The sequence below is a fragment of the Dysgonomonas sp. genome (assembly GCF_035323175.1).
Taxonomy (GTDB): Bacteria; Bacteroidota; Bacteroidia; order Bacteroidales; family Dysgonomonadaceae; genus Dysgonomonas.
Genome location: NZ_DAOKYH010000002.1, coordinates 477541 through 496563, shown reverse-complemented (window position 1 = coordinate 496563; position 19023 = coordinate 477541). Strand labels below are relative to the sequence as shown.

At 38.2% G+C, this 19023-nt stretch carries 18 protein-coding genes; 12 read left to right on the top strand and 6 right to left on the bottom strand.

Annotated elements, in window-relative coordinates; translation table 11 throughout:
- Positions 1-143 precede the first annotated feature (143 nt).
- From PKC55_RS05190 to eco, 5 genes are all read right to left on the bottom strand, one after another.
- Positions 144-902 (bottom strand): MBL fold metallo-hydrolase, encoded by a 759-nt coding sequence (locus tag PKC55_RS05190; protein ID WP_291125040.1) that lies wholly within the window; start codon positions 900-902, stop codon positions 144-146.
- A gap of 24 nt (positions 903-926) precedes the next feature.
- A complete protein-coding gene (locus PKC55_RS05185) occupies positions 927-1727 on the bottom strand; it encodes a hypothetical protein (protein WP_291125037.1) in 801 nt (266 codons plus the stop codon).
- Positions 1728-1894: 167 nt separating this feature from the next.
- Positions 1895-2413 (bottom strand): SPOR domain-containing protein, encoded by a 519-nt coding sequence (locus tag PKC55_RS05180; RefSeq protein ID WP_135103720.1) that lies wholly within the window; start codon positions 2411-2413, stop codon positions 1895-1897.
- 99 nt (positions 2414-2512) lie between these two features.
- Positions 2513-3784 carry a serine--tRNA ligase gene (gene serS, locus PKC55_RS05175; protein WP_324372145.1) on the bottom strand — a complete coding sequence of 424 codons (1272 nt, stop codon included), beginning with the start codon at positions 3782-3784 and terminating at the stop codon, positions 2513-2515.
- A 173-nt stretch (positions 3785-3957) separates the two neighbouring features.
- Positions 3958-4449, bottom strand: coding sequence for a serine protease inhibitor ecotin (gene eco, locus PKC55_RS05170; protein WP_291125034.1), 492 nt, complete (start codon positions 4447-4449; stop codon positions 3958-3960).
- Between the two features lie 280 nt (positions 4450-4729).
- Between eco and PKC55_RS05165 the strand changes: the two genes are divergently transcribed.
- From PKC55_RS05165 to PKC55_RS05140, 6 genes are all read left to right on the top strand, one after another.
- Positions 4730-5551 (top strand): LiaF transmembrane domain-containing protein, encoded by an 822-nt coding sequence (locus PKC55_RS05165; RefSeq protein ID WP_252637577.1) that lies wholly within the window; start codon positions 4730-4732, stop codon positions 5549-5551.
- Between the two features lie 40 nt (positions 5552-5591).
- Entirely contained in the window at positions 5592-6395 is an 804-nt protein-coding gene (locus tag PKC55_RS05160; protein ID WP_291125031.1) for a LytR/AlgR family response regulator transcription factor, read from the top strand.
- Positions 6396-6595: 200 nt separating this feature from the next.
- The gene (metG, locus tag PKC55_RS05155; protein ID WP_324372140.1) at positions 6596-8638 is read left to right on the top strand and encodes a methionine--tRNA ligase; all 2043 of its coding nucleotides are present in this window, start codon (positions 6596-6598) and stop codon (positions 8636-8638) included.
- Between the two features lie 128 nt (positions 8639-8766).
- Positions 8767-9270 (top strand): RNA polymerase sigma factor, encoded by a 504-nt coding sequence (locus PKC55_RS05150; RefSeq protein WP_135103725.1) that lies wholly within the window; start codon positions 8767-8769, stop codon positions 9268-9270.
- Entirely contained in the window at positions 9257-9868 is a 612-nt protein-coding gene (locus PKC55_RS05145; protein WP_291125023.1) for a hypothetical protein, read from the top strand. The genes PKC55_RS05150 and PKC55_RS05145 overlap by 14 nt, the downstream gene beginning before the upstream one ends.
- 159 nt (positions 9869-10027) lie before the next feature.
- Positions 10028-11410 carry a tyrosine phenol-lyase gene (locus PKC55_RS05140; RefSeq protein ID WP_291125020.1) on the top strand — a complete coding sequence of 461 codons (1383 nt, stop codon included), beginning with the start codon at positions 10028-10030 and terminating at the stop codon, positions 11408-11410.
- An 85-nt stretch (positions 11411-11495) separates the two neighbouring features.
- Here PKC55_RS05140 and PKC55_RS05135 read toward each other — a convergent pair whose 3' ends face one another.
- Positions 11496-12098: a nitroreductase family protein gene (locus tag PKC55_RS05135; RefSeq protein ID WP_135103728.1), complete on the bottom strand. Its 603-nt coding sequence runs from the start codon at positions 12096-12098 to the stop codon at positions 11496-11498.
- Positions 12099-12245: 147 nt separating this feature from the next.
- On the opposite strand from PKC55_RS05135, the gene PKC55_RS05130 reads away from it, so the two are divergent.
- From PKC55_RS05130 to queG, 6 genes are all read left to right on the top strand, one after another.
- Positions 12246-12932, top strand: a complete 687-nt coding sequence (locus PKC55_RS05130; protein ID WP_291125015.1) for an HAD family hydrolase — start codon at positions 12246-12248, stop codon at positions 12930-12932.
- A gap of 5 nt (positions 12933-12937) precedes the next feature.
- Entirely contained in the window at positions 12938-13861 is a 924-nt protein-coding gene (locus PKC55_RS05125) for a class I SAM-dependent methyltransferase (protein WP_291125012.1), read from the top strand.
- 1 nt (position 13862) lies between these two features.
- Complete coding sequence (locus PKC55_RS05120) at positions 13863-16388, top strand: YfhO family protein (protein ID WP_291125009.1); 2526 nt, start codon at positions 13863-13865, stop codon at positions 16386-16388.
- Position 16389: 1 nt separating this feature from the next.
- The gene (locus PKC55_RS05115) at positions 16390-17295 is read left to right on the top strand and encodes a glycosyltransferase (protein ID WP_291125006.1); all 906 of its coding nucleotides are present in this window, start codon (positions 16390-16392) and stop codon (positions 17293-17295) included.
- A 191-nt stretch (positions 17296-17486) separates the two neighbouring features.
- Positions 17487-18077: a hypothetical protein gene (locus PKC55_RS05110; protein WP_324372134.1), complete on the top strand. Its 591-nt coding sequence runs from the start codon at positions 17487-17489 to the stop codon at positions 18075-18077.
- Between the two features lies 1 nt (position 18078).
- Entirely contained in the window at positions 18079-19014 is a 936-nt protein-coding gene (gene queG, locus PKC55_RS05105; protein WP_324372132.1) for a tRNA epoxyqueuosine(34) reductase QueG, read from the top strand.
- Positions 19015-19023 lie beyond the last annotated feature (9 nt).

Genomic DNA, 19023 nt, shown 5'->3' with positions numbered 1-19023 from the left:
CTATCAAATAAAAAGTTTTTAATATATATATCGATATACCCTTGTGTATTTTTAATGTCCTCGTTAAGTAATATTCTGTTCAAGAATAAAAATAAATCTAACGAGGTCTATGATACTATTAATCTTCGTTGTATAACCTTGTATTATATATTGATTTCAAGCCCGTCGTACGACAAGTATACATTTGGAGGCAATATGGCTTGTACCTTATCATGTAATCCCATTTGGTGAGACATGTGTGTCAGATAAGCTTTTTTAGGAGATATTTTCTTTATCTCTTCCAAAGCTTCTATTAGATTTAAATGAGATATATGCTTGTCGATACGTAGAGAACTAATAACTAAGGTATCCAAGTTTTTTAATTTATAGTATTCTTCTTCAGGTATATGCTTTACATCAGTGAGATAAGCGAAGTTGTTGATTCGGTAACCTAAAATAGGCAGCATGTGATGCATGATTTTTATAGGTTGTATCTCAATATCCCCTATACAAAAAGACGCTTCATGACTAACTTCGTGAAGCCTGAACGTGGGAACTCCGGGGTAGCGGTGCTCCCTGAAAGAGTAGGGGATTCTTCTTTTTAGTGCATCTAAGGTAATGGCGTTTGAGTATATATCTACATCGTCGAATCTACAGAAAGGACGTAAATCATCTAATCCGCCCACATGGTCATAATGTTCGTGGGTGAGTATTACTCCGTGAATGTGCGAAAATTCCTCATGAATAATTTGCTCCCGGAAATCAGGACCACAATCGATAAGAATTCGCTTATCACCTATATTCAATAAAACAGACGCTCGCAGGCGTCTGTCTTTTATGTTATTAGAGGTGCATACCTCACATTTGCAGCCAATTTCAGGGACTCCTGTGGATGTTCCTGTTCCTAAGAACTTTATCTTCATCCTTATCAAATATCTTTGTTTACATTATTTTCGTAGAATCCATAAATCTGTTAATGGTATTCTGTATGTTTTCAATAATTGTGCAGAAGACTTTCGTGCATTATACTGTTCTTCCACTGTCTTTATTTTATTCAAAGCTTCTTGTTCCGAGTCATACGTTCCGATAATAACATAATATATACCGGAAGTGTTTTTTACTACGATTAAAGACTCTTTCGTCCCTAACGTTTTTTTTAGGTGTTCTGATCCGTTATATTTATTCGTTAGTGAAGCTATTACTACACTATATTTTTTAAGCTTTGCTTTATCTTCTTTATTTAAGTAAGATAATTCTTCCGTTTTGAGTATTTTCTTGTCTGTATCGAGTAAGTGCGCAAAAAAAACTGAGCTTTCAGGTTCTCCAACCGATGTCTCGCTTGTTTGTCCTCCTTGCGATTGAGAATTAGCGGGTGATGTTATTGGTACTACAACAGAGGTCTTTTTCGGACAATCAGGACATTGATCGATAAGAGCCTGTCTGCGTTTTGCAGCTTCCAGATATACATCTCCATTTGCATATTCCGAATCATCATGATTTACTTTATAATGTTCATAGGTAGCTTTTACCTGAGCCATATAAGCCGATTCGGCCGTATAGTTTATTGATTCGCTACTACTTTTCGTTTCTTTACCCGAAGTATTTTTGCTTTCTTCGATTAAGAAGCTTTCTCCTTTCATCTGATTGTTTGCCTCCCGATAAAATTTAGCAATAGATTTTTCCTGTGATCCACAAGAGGATACAAACATAATAATTGATAGTAGTAAAGTTGTGTAGATTATCTTCATTCTTAGATGTTTGTTTAGTAAAACGATATCGATATTACTATGCAAAGATATAAAAAAAGACGTTTAATTAATACACTAAAAGTTAAAAGTAAAGGTGTTTAGATGGCATTTACTTTAGCTATGGAGATAAAAAAAGGAGAGCAGTTAGGCTCTCCTTTTATATTCGTTTAATATTCTCGCTGTAATATCCACCAATCGTTGAATGGAATTCCGTATTTGCTTTTTAGAGCAGATACATCTCCCATTGCATGATATTTTTCGAGGATTTCATTCTTTTTAGCTACAGCTTGTTCCTTTGAGTCGTAACTTGCTATAATAACACGGTACATTCCCTGATCGTTGCGAACCAATATTATATTGTAACCGTCGTTTCCAAATCTTTCTTTCAAAGATTCAGCTCCCGGTTTCATTGCCATTGCAGCAACAACTACACTGTAAGCTTTCAACCCATTAGCATCACTTTCGTATACCGGGGTAACTTTTTCTTTTCTAACGGTTTCGCTACTGTAGCTAGGAGTCGTAGTCGCTGGTTTCGAAACAGGAGTTGAAGATACTGAGTTCTCTTCCATTTCTCTTTCTTTCGCAGCTTCATATACCGACTTATATGCACTTTGTTTAGGTTTACAAGATCCAAATGCAATAAGGAAAGCCAGAGCTAATCCAATTCCAATTAATTTTTTATTCATATCCTTTATTTTAATATGTTAGATTTAGCATTTGACGCAAAATTAATACATTACCATTTAGTATAACGATTTTTTGTGGCAAATAGTATGATTTTCACTTTAATTAATAAATTCAAAACCTGTATATGGCACCAATACTTTCGGTATGCGAATACCTGCATCGGTCTGATTGTTTTCTAACAATGCTGCAACAATGCGGGGTAAAGCTAATGCGCTGCCGTTCAGAGTATGAGCCAGCTGTATCTTTTTGTCTGTATCCCGATAGCGGCATTTCAGACGGTTTGCCTGATAGCTTTCGAAATTGGATACCGAACTTACTTCGAGCCAACGTTTTTGTGCTGCCGAGAATACCTCAAAGTCAAATGTAAGGGCAGAAGTGAAACTCATATCCCCTCCACATAGACGAAGTATGCGCCAAGGCAATTCAAGCTCATCAACGAGTGACTGAACATGCGCAACCATTTCCTTCAAAGAGTCGTAAGAGTGCTCAGGTTTGTCGATACGAACAATTTCAACTTTGTCGAACTGGTGTAAACGATTCAATCCACGAACATCTTTCCCGTACGAACCTGCCTCGCGACGGAAACAAGCAGAATATGCCGTATTCATAATCGGCAGATCTTTTTCTTCGAGAATAACGTCACGATATATATTTGTTACAGGAACTTCGGCTGTAGGTATCAGATACAAATCATCCAACGTAGCATGATACATTTGTCCTTCCTTATCCGGCAACTGACCTGTACCATAACCCGAAGCAGCATTTACTACATAAGGTGGCTGTACTTCCAGATATCCGGATTCACGAGCTTTGTCAAGGAAATAGTTTATTAATGCACGTTGTAAGCGTGCTCCTTTTCCTTTATATACCGGAAATCCCGCTCCTGTAATCTTTACGCCAAGTTCGAAATCGATAAGATCATATTTTTTAGCCAAGTCCCAATGTGGAAGCGCATCTTCTCCCAGTTCAGGTATAATACCTCCGGTTTTTTCTACAACATTGTCTTCGGCTACTCTTCCTTCAGGAACCTCGTCCGATGGAAGGTTAGGGATAAGAACAAGCAATTCTTGTAGATCTTGTTCTGCTTGGCGAAGTGTATCTTCGAGAACTTTACTTTGTTCTTTTATTTCAGCTACTCTGTTTTTTGCAATCTCAGCTTCGGCCTTATTGCCTTCTTTCATTAGTTGTCCTATGTGTTTCGATAGATTATTGGATTCTGACAAACAAGAATCTAAAGAGGTTTGTGTTCTCTTTCTTGTCTGGTCTATTTCCAATACCTTTTCGATTATTTCTTTTCCATCGAAATGTTTTTTAGCCAGCTTTTTAATCACTAGCTCAGGATTCTCACTAATTGTTTTCAGCGTTAACATAAGTCTGATTTTTGTTTATGTTGCAAAGTTATAAATATTTTAAGAAAATGTTATTTATATACCTATACAAGTTTTATTTGTTTTAGGAAGTAACAAAAGACGATAACGACCTTTATAAAAAAGAGACAGGTCGAAATAGACTTGTCTCTCTGTTTTGACGATTATCAACAATCTTATTTTATTTCAGAGTTTTGGTCTTTGCCTGCTTTCCAAACTCGATATTTAATCTCATAACCTTTCGGAGCGTATACCACTATAGGTAGTTTGCTATTGTATCTCACAATAAGAGATTGACTTGATACAAATCTGTTTTCGTTCGGCTTATTACATGCCATCATTGTAGAGGCTGTTTTTCCATCCGATGTGAATTCGTAATAAGTATATCCCCATCCCTGTAAATCTTTCTCTTCCAATTTACCCATCAGGGTATGCACATTGCAATCCACGCTCATTACTTTTCCGGGAACTATTTCTATCTTGAATTTAGATTCATCCGACTTTTTACTTAGATAAATCACATGTCTCACCATTCCTTCTTTTGCTGCCGGATAGGGTTCTAGTATTTTGGTTCTTTCTTGTTTGCTTTGTGCATTTGCTACCGAAGCAAAAGATAAGCACATCATCATAAGCAGTGTTAACGCTGCGAGTGTAGTTCGTTTCATCATGTTATTGTTTTAATTGTTTATATTTAATTTGTTTCTAATATTGTTTTGCAATTATTATGACTAAGCAAAAAGATAAAGGTTTAAGATACTTGTTTGGTGTTAAATCTTTACTTTTATATTCGAATATAACAAGTGCCTGTAGTAAAGGTTCATATCCGATTCTTTTGTTTACAAGTTTTTATCTTTCGTTTGTCGGGAAATAGAATTCGTTCATCGATTATTACTTGTTTATATATGCCGGTCGGATTAATTTTACATCATAACATTAAATAAGTTTATTATGAGACGAAATTTAGAAGATAGACATTTTTTTAAAAGAGCTAGAAGAGATAAATCAAATAAAGACGGTATCGGTTTTGCCGTTTTGCTAATTCTAGTCGGAGGTTTTTTCTTATTCTTTAATATGGGAATTCTTCCCGATGTATTAAGACCAATATTTATATCGTGGCAGATGTTATTGATCGGAGTTGGGGTATGGTCTCTTGTTGTAAAACGAAAACTAGGACAGGGACTTTTGGCAATTGGTTTTGGATTATTTTTTATCTACCCCAAATTGAGTTCTGCATTTCCCACTATTTTCATTGATCTCGATATCGATTTCAGAACATACTGGCCAATAATACCGATAACAGTGGGTACCGTTTTAGTATTAAACTGGTTGAGATCATCTGATAATAAAAAAGGTGAGCGATGGAATAAAGTATATAATGCAGAGACTGATGAGTGGCACGAGTCTGCTCAGGCAATACATAATAAATCCGATTTTTTCGAAAAGAATATGATTTTCGGAGGCTCTGAGCAGATCATATTATCTCAAAACTTTAAAGGAGGAGAGGCTAATGTAATTTTCGGGGAGTTGATCTTAGATTTGCGTAAGGCTCAGTTGGGTGAAAATATAGCATACTTAGAGTTGAATGCGATATTTGGCAGCTTGGTTGTATATATCCCCTCAGAATGGACATTAAAGGTGGATAGTTCTACTGTTTTAGGTGCTTTCCAAGATAGACGTTTGTATAAAGACGAATCTTTGGAGAATGAAAATGGCGCACGGGTTATAATGGAGGCAAATAGTATATTTGGCAATATAGAAATCCGAAATTAAACAGATAGCCGTTAGGATGAAGAGTCGCTTGATAATCATAATGTACATTTTTATAGCATTGCTGACTACTGCTATTATATATGGCTGTATGAAGCCTTTGGCGATGGTTCCCTTGCCTGTATTGTGGGCTGACGCTTGTGTCTCGGGGATTGTTTTGTCTATACTTTTATTTTTATTGTATGAGATTGTAAAATATACTCGCTTTGCTACTTTGCCTTTTAAGCAACAGGTCGTTAATTATACGGCATTAGCTATATTGTTCGTGTTTTTATGGTTGGGAGCAGATCTTTTGGCTTTGTATACACTTTTTCCTCAAGAGGAATGGATCGGATTGTTGCCGATCTCTACAACTCGGATTGTTTTAAGCTTGCTGGTATATGTGTCTGCAATACTTTTTTACAATAATATATATAAGTCTAATGTACAGAGTTCAGATGAAAATACGGATGAGTTTCCTATTGCAGAAGATGATAATATAGAGAATCTCGTGACTGAAGAAATAAAACCAAATGAAGAATTGGAGCGTGTCGCTGTAAAAAATGGGCAAAGAATAGAGGTAATCCCTGTCTCCAATATAATTTATATACAGGCAGAGGGAGATTATGTAATGATATACTCGGATAAAGGTAAATTCCTCAAAGAGCAAACGATGAAGTCCTTCGAAAGCCTCTTACCTTCTAATAAATTTGTGCGTGTACATCGTTCCAGTATCGTAAATGTCGATTTTATAGCGCAAATAGAGTTGTATAATAAACAAAGCCAATTGCTAAAGCTCAAAGATGGTTCGCAGGTGAGGATTAGTATGAATGGGTATAGGCTCTTAAAGCAAACGCTCGGTTTGTAAGGTTAAGAGTTTCAATTTTAATGAAAGTAATCTCCGCTTCTTTTTTACCACAGAGTAAAAAGAGTAAAGCGGAGTTTTTGATCATAAAACAAAACCCCAAACAAAAATCATAAAGGACTGTATTTTTTGTCTCTAAGTTCCTATCTTTGCACCACGAAAATGCATCTTACGGGAACTAAATATAAAATAACTTACTATATATGACCAAGAAATACAACAGAACCCTTGTTACATCGGCCCTTCCTTATGCCAATGGTCCTGTACATATCGGACATCTTGCCGGAGTTTATATTCCTGCCGATATTTACGTGCGCTACCTTAGGCTTAAAGGTGAAGATGTAATACATATAGGTGGTTCTGATGAGCATGGTGTGCCTATCACCATCCGAGCAAAGAAAGAGGGAGTTACACCTCAGGATATTGTTGATAAGTATCATGGAATTATCAAGAAATCTTTTGAAGATTTCGGAATAGCTTTTGATATTTATTCCCGTACAAGCTCTGATATTCATAAAAAGACAGCTTCTGACTTTTTCCTTAGGTTGCATAATAAGGGAGCGTTTGAAGAAAAAACAAGTGAACAATATTATGATGCGGAAGCTCAGATGTTTCTCGCCGACCGTTATATTATGGGCGAATGCCCTCACTGTGGCAATCCGAATGCTTACGGAGACCAGTGTGAGTCGTGCGGAACGTCGCTTAGCCCTACCGATCTGAAAAATCCTCGCTCTACAATATCAGGTTCTACTCCTGTGATGCGTGAAACGAAACACTGGTACCTGCCTCTTGACAAGCACGAGTCGTGGCTTCGTCAGTGGATACTCGAAGGTCATAAAGAGTGGAAATCGAATGTTTACGGACAGTGTAAGTCATGGCTGGATATGGGGTTACAACCTCGTGCCGTAAGTCGCGACCTCGATTGGGGTGTGCCTATTCCACTGCCCGATGCAAAAGGAAAAGTGCTTTATGTGTGGTTCGATGCTCCTATCGGATATATTTCTAATACAATAGAATTGCTGCCTGATAGCTGGGAGAAATGGTGGAAATCGGAAGATACGAAATTGGTACACTTTATCGGGAAAGATAATATTGTTTTCCACTGTATCGTTTTTCCTGCCATGTTGAAGGCTGAAGGTTCTTTCATTTTACCTGAAAATGTTCCGGCAAATGAATTTCTGAATCTGGAGGGAGATAAAATATCTACTTCACGAAACTGGGCTGTGTGGTTGCACGAATATCTCGAAGATTTTCCGGGACAACAAGATATACTTCGTTATGTGCTCACGTCTAATGCTCCCGAAACGAAGGATAATGACTTTATGTGGAAAGATTTTCAGGCTCGCAACAACAATGAGCTTGTTGCTATTTTGGGGAACTTTATCAATCGCGCATTAGTACTTACTCAAAAATATTTTGATAATAAAGTACCGCAGTTGAATGAACTGACAGACTATGATAAGGAAACCCTTAAAGAGTTTGCAGACGTAAAGGCTGTAGTCGAATCTTATCTCGATACATACCGTTTCCGCGATGCGCTTAAAGAAGCCATGAACCTGGCACGTATCGGTAACAAATATCTGGCAGATACAGAGCCTTGGAAAGTCGTTAAAACAGATATGGCACGTGTAGAAACAATATTGAATATATCTCTACAGATTACTGCCAATCTCGCAATTGCTTTCGAGCCGTTCTTGCCATTCAGCGTGAAAAAGATACGCCGGTTTATCAATGTTGATAACCTGACATGGGATCAACTAGGACGCATTGATCTGCTGCCTGTAGGGCATCCGTTGAATGAGTCGGAATTGCTGTTCTCTAAAATAGAAGATGAAACGATAGAAAAACAAATACAGAAACTTTTGGATACTAAAAAAGCAAATGAACAGGCCGTGGAAGTAAAAATTGCTCCGCAGAAACCAAACGTTGCTTTTGATGATTTTTCGAAGCTCGATCTTCGTGTTGGAAAAGTATTGGAGTGTGTAAAAGTACCTAAAGCTGATAAATTGTTGCAATTCTTAATTGATGATGGCATGGGTAAACGTACCATTATTTCGGGAATAGCAGCTTGGTACAAGCCTGAAGATTTAGTCGGTAAACAGGTGTGTTTTATTGCAAATCTCGAACCACGGAAACTAAAAGGAATAGAGTCGCAAGGGATGATTCTTTCTGTAGAAGATGGGCAGGGTAATTTATCGCTTATCACACCTTCTAAAGATGTAGAACCGGGTTGTCAGATAGGATAAAGAAGAATATATTTTTCTATAAGCCGATATACCTCAAGAGGTGTGTCGGTTTTTTTATTTATAAAAAATAGTTTTCTTGTAATAAAATTCAAGTAACTTCTACTATATAGTAAAAGGACAATAATGATATGGATGATCTGAGAGAGAACTTTCTACAAATGTTGGAAAAATATCAATCCATTCTGCATAAGGTGAGTCTTATCTACTTTAGGCATGAAGATGAACGGAAAGATAATTTTCAGGAAATTGTTTATCAGATGTGGAAGGCATACGCATCTTTACGAAATAGAGAGAACGTTGTATCATGGATATACTCAATATCTATCAATACTTCTATATCACGAATTAGAAAAGATTCCCGGATGCAGTACCGCGAAGAATTGCCCGATGAGGCTTATGTTGATATGGCTAAGCAATGGGCTGTAGATGAAGATATGAGTATGCTGTTGACAGCTATTTATGATTTGAATGATATCGACAAATCTATCATACTACTTTATTTGGAGGAGAAAAGCTATGAAGAAATCTCAGAAATCATAGGGATCAGTAAATCCAATGTCGGCACTAGGATAAACCGAGCAAAAAATGTTTTGAAGGACAACTTAATTAAGATGGGTTATGAAAAGGGATAATTTACAAGATATATGGCACAAAGGAAGCTCTAATATAGAGGCTCAGTCTGCTGAAGACCTCAAAAAGCTGCTAGAAAAGAAGGTTGTCAAAGTGATGAGAAAACATTCTTTTATCGATTATATTTCCATATCGGTAGGAATTACACTTTTTGTGTTACTGGTATATGCCGGAATAAAAAGAGCGAATGATACCTATTATCTAATAAACAATATAGTGCTATGCTTTGTAGTAGCTGTCTTTGTTGTATCGGGCATCCGATCGCACTATAAGATAAATTATAATACGATGAGTCTTCCTCTCAGAGATTGGTTGAGGTATCGGATAAATGAGATATCAAAAGCGCAAAAGATGTATCCGGTTCGTTACTTTTTTGCGATCTTGATGATTTTACCATGCTATCTGTCTTTTTTCGTATATTCAATAAACAGGTCTTTTCTTGATGTTGTTACGAATCAAGCCTTCTTTCCTGCTTTTCTTATTGTATTTATTAGTGGTTCTTTCTCTTCTTTATTGGCTATGAGGAATATAAGCCTATATAAAAAGAAAATATTGAAGAGTCTTAAAAAAATGTATGATCAACTTTGCGAACAAGATTGATGTCTGTTATTTTGTAAGTAAATAAGGGTTGATTCTATTTTCTTTTTGATGTTTTTATTTTATATTTGTAGTGTAGTGCTATTTGATTTGTCAAATAGTTAGTTAACCTTGCTTTATTTTCTTTTCAATAAATAATCTTTTAACCAAAAATCTACGAATATGGCATTCTCAAAGAAACCATGGGCAGAGCCCTATCGCATCAAAGTAGTAGAACCCCTGAAAACCACAACAAGGGAGCATCGTTTGAAATGTATGAAAGAAGCGGGATGGAATACTTTTTTACTCCATGCCGATGATGTCTATATCGATTTGTTGACGGATAGCGGAACGAATGCGATGAGTGATATGCAATGGTCGAGAATGATGATTGGAGATGAGGCCTATGCCGGGAGCCGTAGTTTCTACTATTTGGAAGAAGTTTGTAAAAAATATTATGGTTACAAATATATTCTGCCTACTCATCAAGGTCGTGGAGCCGAAAACTTACTAAGCAAATGTATGATTACTCCGGGACAGTATGTAGCAGGTAATATGTATTTTACGACTACACGTCAGCATCAGGAGATTGCAGGAGGAACATTTGTGGATGTGATTATCGATGAGGCGCACAGAAGTCAGTCCACACATCCTTTTAAGGGAAACATAGACCTCGAAAAATATGAGAGGCTGATTAACGAAAAAGGCGCAAAAAATATAGCCTACATTACTGTCGGTGCCCCTGTGAATATGGCGGGAGGGCAGCCTGTGAGTATGGCGAACATGAAGGCCGTATCGGAACTGTCTCACAAGCATGGCATCAAAGTTGTGTTGGATGCTACACGCAATATAGAGAATGCGTATTTTATTCAACAGCGCGAAGAGGGTTACAAGAATCGCAGTGTAGAGGATATAAATCGTGAATTTTGCTCCTATAGCGACGCTGCGACAGTCAGTGCCAAAAAAGACCTGTATGTAAATATCGGAGGATTGGTTATGTGTAACGATCCCGATCTTTACGATGATTTACGAAGCCTGATCGTTGTATACGAAGGAATGCCAACATACGGAGGTCTTGCCGGAAGGGATATGGAAGCGATGGCTCAGGGGTTGATCGAAGCTGTACAGGATGATATGATCGCCTCACGTGTTCGTCAGGTCGAATATTTCGGTAATCTGTTGCATGAAGCAGGTATCCCGATTGTGTTGCCTATCGGAGGACACGGTGTATTTATTGATGCGAAGAAATTTTACTCACATATACCTCAAGATCAATTTCCTGCGCAGAAATTGGCTGCGGATATTTATGTAGAATCAGGAGTGAGAGGTATGGAGCGGGGAATTGTATCGGCAGGAAGAAATAAACAGACAGGAGATCACTATTATCCGGAGCTGGAATTAGTAAGATTGACTGTTCCTCGTCGTGTATATACACAGGCTCATTTCGATGTAGCAGCTTGGAGTATAATAGAGATGTTTAAAGATCGGGATAAAGCCCGGGGCTTGAGGATGGTGTACGAGCCTAAATTCCTTCGTTTCTTCCAAGGGCGATTTGAAGAATTATAATAAACAGATTTTGATCTTAAGCTATATAAACAAAAGGAGCAGTTTTTACTGCTCCTTCTGTTTGATAAAGAATGAATTTATCCTTTTATTTAAATACTACGACTCTGCTTTCTAGCGGTTGGAATTCCTTTGGTCCTGCTTCGCTTGTTGGTGTGCCAAACGGCATTTGAGCTATCAGTTTCCATTTAGGGCTGATGTTGAATGCTTTTGCTACTTCTTCATCAATTATCGGATTGTAATGTTGCAGTGATGCGCCTAGTCCTGCTTCTTCGAGCATTGTCCAGATTGCAAACTGGTGCATTGCCGATGTGTGCTGAGACCACACTGGGAAGTTTTCGCTGTATGCCGGGAATGCATCTTGCAAACCTTTTACAACGTCTGTATCTTCATAGAAAAGAATTGTTCCATGACCTGCAGCGAACGCACCGTCTATCTTCGCTTCTGTAGCCGGAAAAGCTTCAGGTGAAACAAGCTTCTTCAATACTGATTTTACGATATCCCACAGTTTTTTGTGATTATCATTCAACAGGAGAACTACTCTTGTAGATTGCGAGTTGAATGATGATGGAACATGCAAAACAGCGAAGTCTATAATTTCTTTTATCTGATCATCTGAAATAGGGCTCTTGTCATTGATAGCGTAATATGTTCTACGACCTTCTATTGCTTCTTTAAGATTCTTTTTCATTGTTTACTTTATTTAATTAGTGTCTAAATACTATAGTTAGCTTTGTTACTCTAACGTCAAAGTTAAAGCAAATGTTTTGATGAATTGTATAAAAATAATAATAGTTATCTCTTCAAATATCTATATATCTAAGTATTTCGTACATTTGTGGCTGAATTCTTAACAAATGGTATAATGCATTTTTCGGGAGTAATATTTGATTTTAACGGAACATTATTTTGGGATACTAAGCTGCATAATAAAGCATGGGATATATTTCTGACTAAACATGGTTTGTTTTTATCCGATGAGGACAAGTTTAAGAAGATGCATGGTAAAAACAATAAAGATTTGTTTGTTGAATTATTTAATAAGCCCTTGTCTGACGTTGAAATTCAAAAATATGTGCTTGAAAAAGAAGGACTGTATCAGGATTTATGTTTGCAAACCGATATGCAATTAGCTCCCGGAGCTTCTGATTTTCTAGATTTCCTGAAAGATAAAAAGATACCATTTACCATCGCCACTGCCTCAGGGAAAGAGAATCTCGATTTTTATTTCGAGCATCTTCCTCTTACACGATGGTTCGAATACGATAAGGTTGTTTATAACAACGGAAAGATAAAAGGAAAACCCGATCCTCAGATATATCAGAATGCTTTGGCTATTATCGGCAAACAACCTGAGGATGTCATTATATTCGAAGATGCTGTAGCCGGATTGCAATCTGCACGAAATGCAAAAGCCGGAAAAATAATTGTCGTAAACTCAAATGATGACGATTATACAGACTGGTCGGATTGCCAGATAATTAAAAATTTTGACGAAGTAGATAGAACGCAATTTGTATTATAAAGAAAATGGAGAGCTCTATAAAGAAAGTTCATACTGTAATTTGTCCTGTCTGCGGAAGTCGTGGAATTGACCCTTTTCTATCCTGTAAAGATTATCTTACAACACAGGAAGTCTTTGAAATCAATAAATGTAATGGATGTGGTTTTGCTTTTACTCAGGATTTTCCTGTCGAAAATGAAATCGGAAAATATTACGAAGCACCTGAATATATTTCACACTCGGATACAAACCGGGGGATAATAAACAGTCTGTACCATCTGGCTCGCAAGATAGCTTTGAAATCGAAGTCGAAGCTGGTTACCAAGTATGCGGGCAGTAAAAAAGGGATGTTGCTCGATATAGGTTCAGGAACCGGTTACTTTCTAAATCGGATGAAAGAACTGAAATGGATTGTAACAGGCATCGAGAAATCGGCATCGGCCAGAAAGTATGCAAAACAAAAATTCGGCATAGATTGTCAGGATTCCGAATATCTTTACGAGATCCCCTGCCAGACAAAAGATGTGATTACGATGTGGCATGTGCTGGAGCATCTCGAACATCTGAACAGTGTACTGGACTATCTCCAAAAAATATTGAAAGATGACGGTACTCTCGTTATAGCCTTGCCCAATAAAGAATCGTTTGATGCAAGATACTATAAAGAATATTGGGCTGCCTACGATGTGCCCCGCCACCTATGGCATTTCTCTTCTTCCGATTTTCAGCGCATTGCAAACAGGCATCAGTTCGAAATTATAGAAATCAAGCCGATGTATTTCGATGCTTTCTATATATCTATGCTGAGTGAGAAAAATATGGGACATTCGTTTGCCAGTTTGCGAGGATTGATTCGGGGTGGAGTTTATTTCCTACGTACCTTGAGGAATAAAAATGGCAGTAGTTCGTTGATTTATATATTAAAGAAGAAAATAACAAACACAAAATAAGATGATAAAAAAAGAGCAGTCTTTGGTGAAGATGTTGTTGCCACATATTATTGCAGTGGTTGCATTTTTATTTATAACAATGGCATATTTTAGCCCTATGTTGCAAGGTAAAGTGTTGTCGCAGCACGACGTAACACAATATCAGGGTTCAGCAAAGGAAATTAGTGACTATTACTATAATGAGGGTAAGACTTCGGCATGGACAGGCTCGATGTTCTCCGGTATGCCTGCGTATCAGATAGGGGTGCATGGAGGCAGTCCAAATTTTCTTGACTATCTCGAAGCTCCTGTAAAAGCATTGGGCAACACCACGGCAGGACCTGTTTTTGCAGGTATGCTCATGGCTTATATCTTATTTTGCTTGATGGGATTCAGTCCGGCAGTCGCTATTTTGGGGGCTGTTGCATATTCGCTGTCATCTTATAATATTGTTATACTCAATGCCGGGCACGTGACTAAAGCATGGGCGTTGGCATATATGCCGCTGATAGTGGCAGGCTTTATGTCGTTGTTCAAGAATAAGATCTTGCTTGGTAGTGTGTTGGTGGGTTTGGGGTTGGCTCTACAAATAAAAAGTAATCACTTGCAGGTAACTTATTATACCGGTTTACTCAGTGTTATACTCTTCATTACATATGCAGTTGAGGTGCTCTCAAAAAAGAATTATAAGTCATTCCTTATGTCCTGTGGTGCCATGATTATCGCTGTGGCTTTGGCTGTGTTGGCTAATCTGGGGAATATATACGGTAATATGGAAATGGCACGAGAAAGTACCCGTGGAAAGTCTGAACTGACTTCGCCAAAGTCCGAGTCGGAAAAGCAATCGACAGGACTTGACAAAGATTATGCTTTTGGGTGGAGTTATGGTAAAGCCGAAACATTCACATTCCTTGTTCCTAATCTTTACGGGGGAGAATCGAAACCTTATGATAAAGATGCTCAGAGTATAAAAGTATTGACACAGAAGGTGCAATCGGGAGAAATTCCTGCCGAATTTGCCAATCAGGTGTCACGCATTCCTCAGTATTGGGGCGACCAGCCTTTTACTCAGGGGACTGTATATCTGGGAGCAATCGTTTGTTTCTTGTTCCTGTTGGGTATGATTATTATAAGAAGCAATGTAAAATGGGGTTTGCTCGTGGCTACTATCTTTTTCATATTGCTGGCTTGGGGTAAAAATCTGGAATGGTTCAACGACTGGTTTTTCTATCACTTCCCGCTCTATAGTAAATTCAGGGCAGTATCTACAGCTTTGGTAGTGCCTGCACTCACTATTGTTATGGTTGCCGTGTGGGGAATAAAAGAATTCTTCTCGGGAGAAATAGATAAAAAGAAACTAAAAAAAGCACTTTATATATCGTTAGGCGTAGTTGGTGGTCTTTGTCTTATCCTTTGGATAGCGCCGGGAGCATTCTTCAATTTCACTTCGGGTGCAGATGCACAATGGAAAGCACAGGTTCCTGAATGGTATTATAATGCATTGCTGACCGATCGTCAAGACCTGATGTCGTCCGATGCTTTACGCTCTTTGGTGTTTGTTTTATTGGGCGGAGCAATTTTGTATTTTTCTCTTCGGACGAAGGTTGATACAAAGAAAATGACAATATACGGTTCGTTGGGACTTGCCGTTTTAGTCTTGATCGATTTGTGGGGAATTGATAAACGCTATTTGAATGAGAATAACTTTGTGGCTAAAAGTACTTACAAAACAGAAACGTTTTCTCCGTCGGTAGCCGATCAGGCTATCTTGAAAGATCAACATCCTTCCTACAGGGTTTTGAATCTGAATAATCCGTTTGCCGAAACAACGACTTCTTATTATCATAAATCTATTGGAGGCTATCATGCAGCCAAGCTGAAACGTTATCAGGAATTGATCGATAATCGTCTGGATGGTGAAGTTAATCAGATCATCGGTACATTCAGTTCACAAAATATAGATACAATCATGGCATCGTTTAATAAAACGAAAGCACTGAATATGTTGAATGCAAAATACGTAATATATCATCCTGAGCAACCACCATTGGTAAATCCGAATGCAATGGGCAACGCTTGGTTTGTAAATGAATACAAGTTGGTAAATAATGCTGACGAAGAAATAGCTGCGATCAATACTTTAGATCCGCACACAACAGCCGTTGTAGATAAGCGTTTCGAAAGCGAACTGTCGGGATTGAAAATTACCCCCGACTCTACAGCTACAATAGAATTGGTATCATATAAGCCGGATGTGTTGACTTACAAAACCAAAGCTGCCTCAGAGCAACTAGCCGTACTTTCTGAGATTTATTTCTCGAATGGTTGGCAGGCTTATGTTGATGGAAAGGAAGTGCCTCACTTCCGTGCCGATTGGACATTGCGGGCAATGCGTGTTCCGGCAGGAGAGCATGAAATTGTTTTCAAGTTCGAGCCTCAAGGATATTATAACAGCCGCCATGTGGCAACAGCTTCTTCGGCAGTACTTGTTTTGTTGTTGATCGGCATAATTATAAGACCTTTTGTTTTGAAGAGAAAGGAAAAATAAAATGAAGCTATCTGTTATTTTCTGTACATACAATAGGGAGAAATATCTGTACAATGCGTTGAAAAGTATTTCGCAGCAGAATATTCCATATCACGACTATGAAATAGTTATGGTGAATAACAACAGTACAGATTCTACAGAAAGTATTTGTAAGCAGTTTCGATATGATTATCCTGGAGTTAATTTCCGATATTTTCTTGAAACGCAACAGGGACTTTCGTATGCACGCAACAGAGGTGTGCAGGAGAGTAGGGGAGATATCCTTGTTTTTGTAGATGATGATGCTACTGCATTCGAATCGTATCTTTCGTCTATAAAATCATTCTTTGAATCTCACCCCACCGTATCGGCATGTGGCGGGCCTATTGTGCCTGTGTATGAGGTGGAGAAACCGAAATGGTTGTCTCATTATACCGAGCAGCTTATTGGTGGAGCCCTGTACGAAGGAGATAAGATAAAACCTTTCAGCAACGGTAAATATCCCGGAGGAGGAAATTCGGCATTCAGAAAAGAAGTGTTTGATAAATACGGATTGTTTAATGTAGAACTGGGACGCAAGGGAACAGGGTTGATCGGCGCTGAAGAGAAAGACCTTTATGACAGACTAACAAGAGGTGGTGAGAAATTTTATTACCTCCCACAAATGGGTATCCATCATTATATACCCGAAAAGAAACTTACAGAATCTCACTTCAGGGAACTAACTTACTCTATCGGAAAAAGCGAACGTATTCGTACTAAATCGATATCACCGAATGCCTACCAAAACAGAATCTTTGCTGAATGTAAAAAATGGGCGGGCTCTATTGTTTTGTTTTTTACTTATATATTGAGGCTCTCTCCCGACAAGGGCTGGAAGCTGATACAATTCAGATGGTATGTAAGTAAAGGGCTGCTGGGGAAGTAGATTTTTCTGTATAGACCTCATATATAATAAAATAATTGTACTTTTATCTATTAAAGAGGATGATGCATGACAAAAAAAGGTAACAAATAAAAGTGCTTTGAAAAGTGTCACTTTTGTCACCTTTTGCTTGTAATGTGTTGTCGTGTAGGTTTTTGTTTTATGTGACGTTGTCACTTTTTGGTGATTAAAATATGAAAAAGAAGACTAATAGTAATTTATTGAAAGTTGTTGCCGCTATTGTGGTTGTTATCGTATTACTCTTTTTGTTTAGAGGAAACATTTACCGCATGGCTGTAAAATATGAAGATGGCGGAAGCCGTAAGTCTTATGATATAAAAGAAGGTGATTTGGCAACATTCATCAATCAGAATCTACCCAACGATGAGGCATTAGATGCTACTATAAGCATTGAGCAGATTATCGACTTATCTCAGGAGATAACTACAAAAGTATTGGACTTTTCTTCTGATGCTCAGGAGAGTGATCCGCAGAAGCTTTTTGTTACCACAGAGGCTAGTTATACCGGCTATGCTGCCTTTACATCTGCTGTAGGTACTTACCTGATAAAGAGGTTTGGAATGGATAAGGAGTGGGAAGCTAAGCCGAAGAAAGGCAAGCTGTACCTCTTTGGGAACAACATGTATAAGAATGCTCAGAACGGATGGTTTAAGGATCATGACTTTGTTGTGTTCAGAAATAAGAATACAAAAGAGGAAATCTACGTTGACCCTACTGTGGATGAATATCTTGGGCTGAAGCGAGTTGATAGATATCAAAAGTAAAATGTTCGCAAACGAAGATATCTCCCGGCAAATAAAAGACTATGCATATAGTCTGGGATTTGATGCTTGCGGGATTTGTAAGGCTGAGCCGATAGAGGTAGAGGAACAACAGCATTTTAAAGACTGGATTAGTCATTCATATCATGCAGATATGGATTATATGGCTGGGAATACAGAGAAACGATGCGACCCTACTTTATTGGTTGAAGGTTCCTGTTCGGTAATCAGTGTCGCATTAAACTATTATCCCGAAGCAAAGCAACCGCAAGAAAACCCTCAATTTGCTTATTACGCCTATGGCAAAGACTATCACGATGTGGTGAAGAGTAAGTTGCAAATGCTGCTAGATTACATTAAGAGCTTAGAGCCGGCGGCCGAAGGACGGGCTTTTGTTGATACAGCACCAATCTTAGAACGTTATTGGGCAGCTAAGGCCGGATTGGGATTTATTGGAAAAAATTCATTGCTGATCATCCCGAAGAAGGGCTCTTATTTCTTTCTGGGCGAATTGATCATCAATCTTGAGCTGACATACGACACTCCATTGAATTTATCGTGTGGAAACTGTACTCGCTGCCTCGATGCATGCCCTACATCGGCCATTGTAAAGCCGAGAGTGGTGAATGCGAGTAAGTGTATTTCGTATCAGACGATCGAAAATCGTGGCGAGATTGATGAACAAGTGATTCCGAAGATGAATAATCGTTTTTATGGTTGTGATATTTGCCAGCAAGTTTGTCCTTGGAACAGATATTCACGACCGCATCAGACGGCAGAGTTTAACCCCTCTCAGTCTTTTTTAGACTTGTCTTTTGACCGTCTTGATAATCTGTCGGTTGAAGACTACCAGAGGATATTTAAAGGTTCGGCCGTGAAGCGTGCTAAATTTACAGGGTTGAAAAGAAATCTGGAAGCATTGAGGCAGAATTTGAAATAATATTAAGTC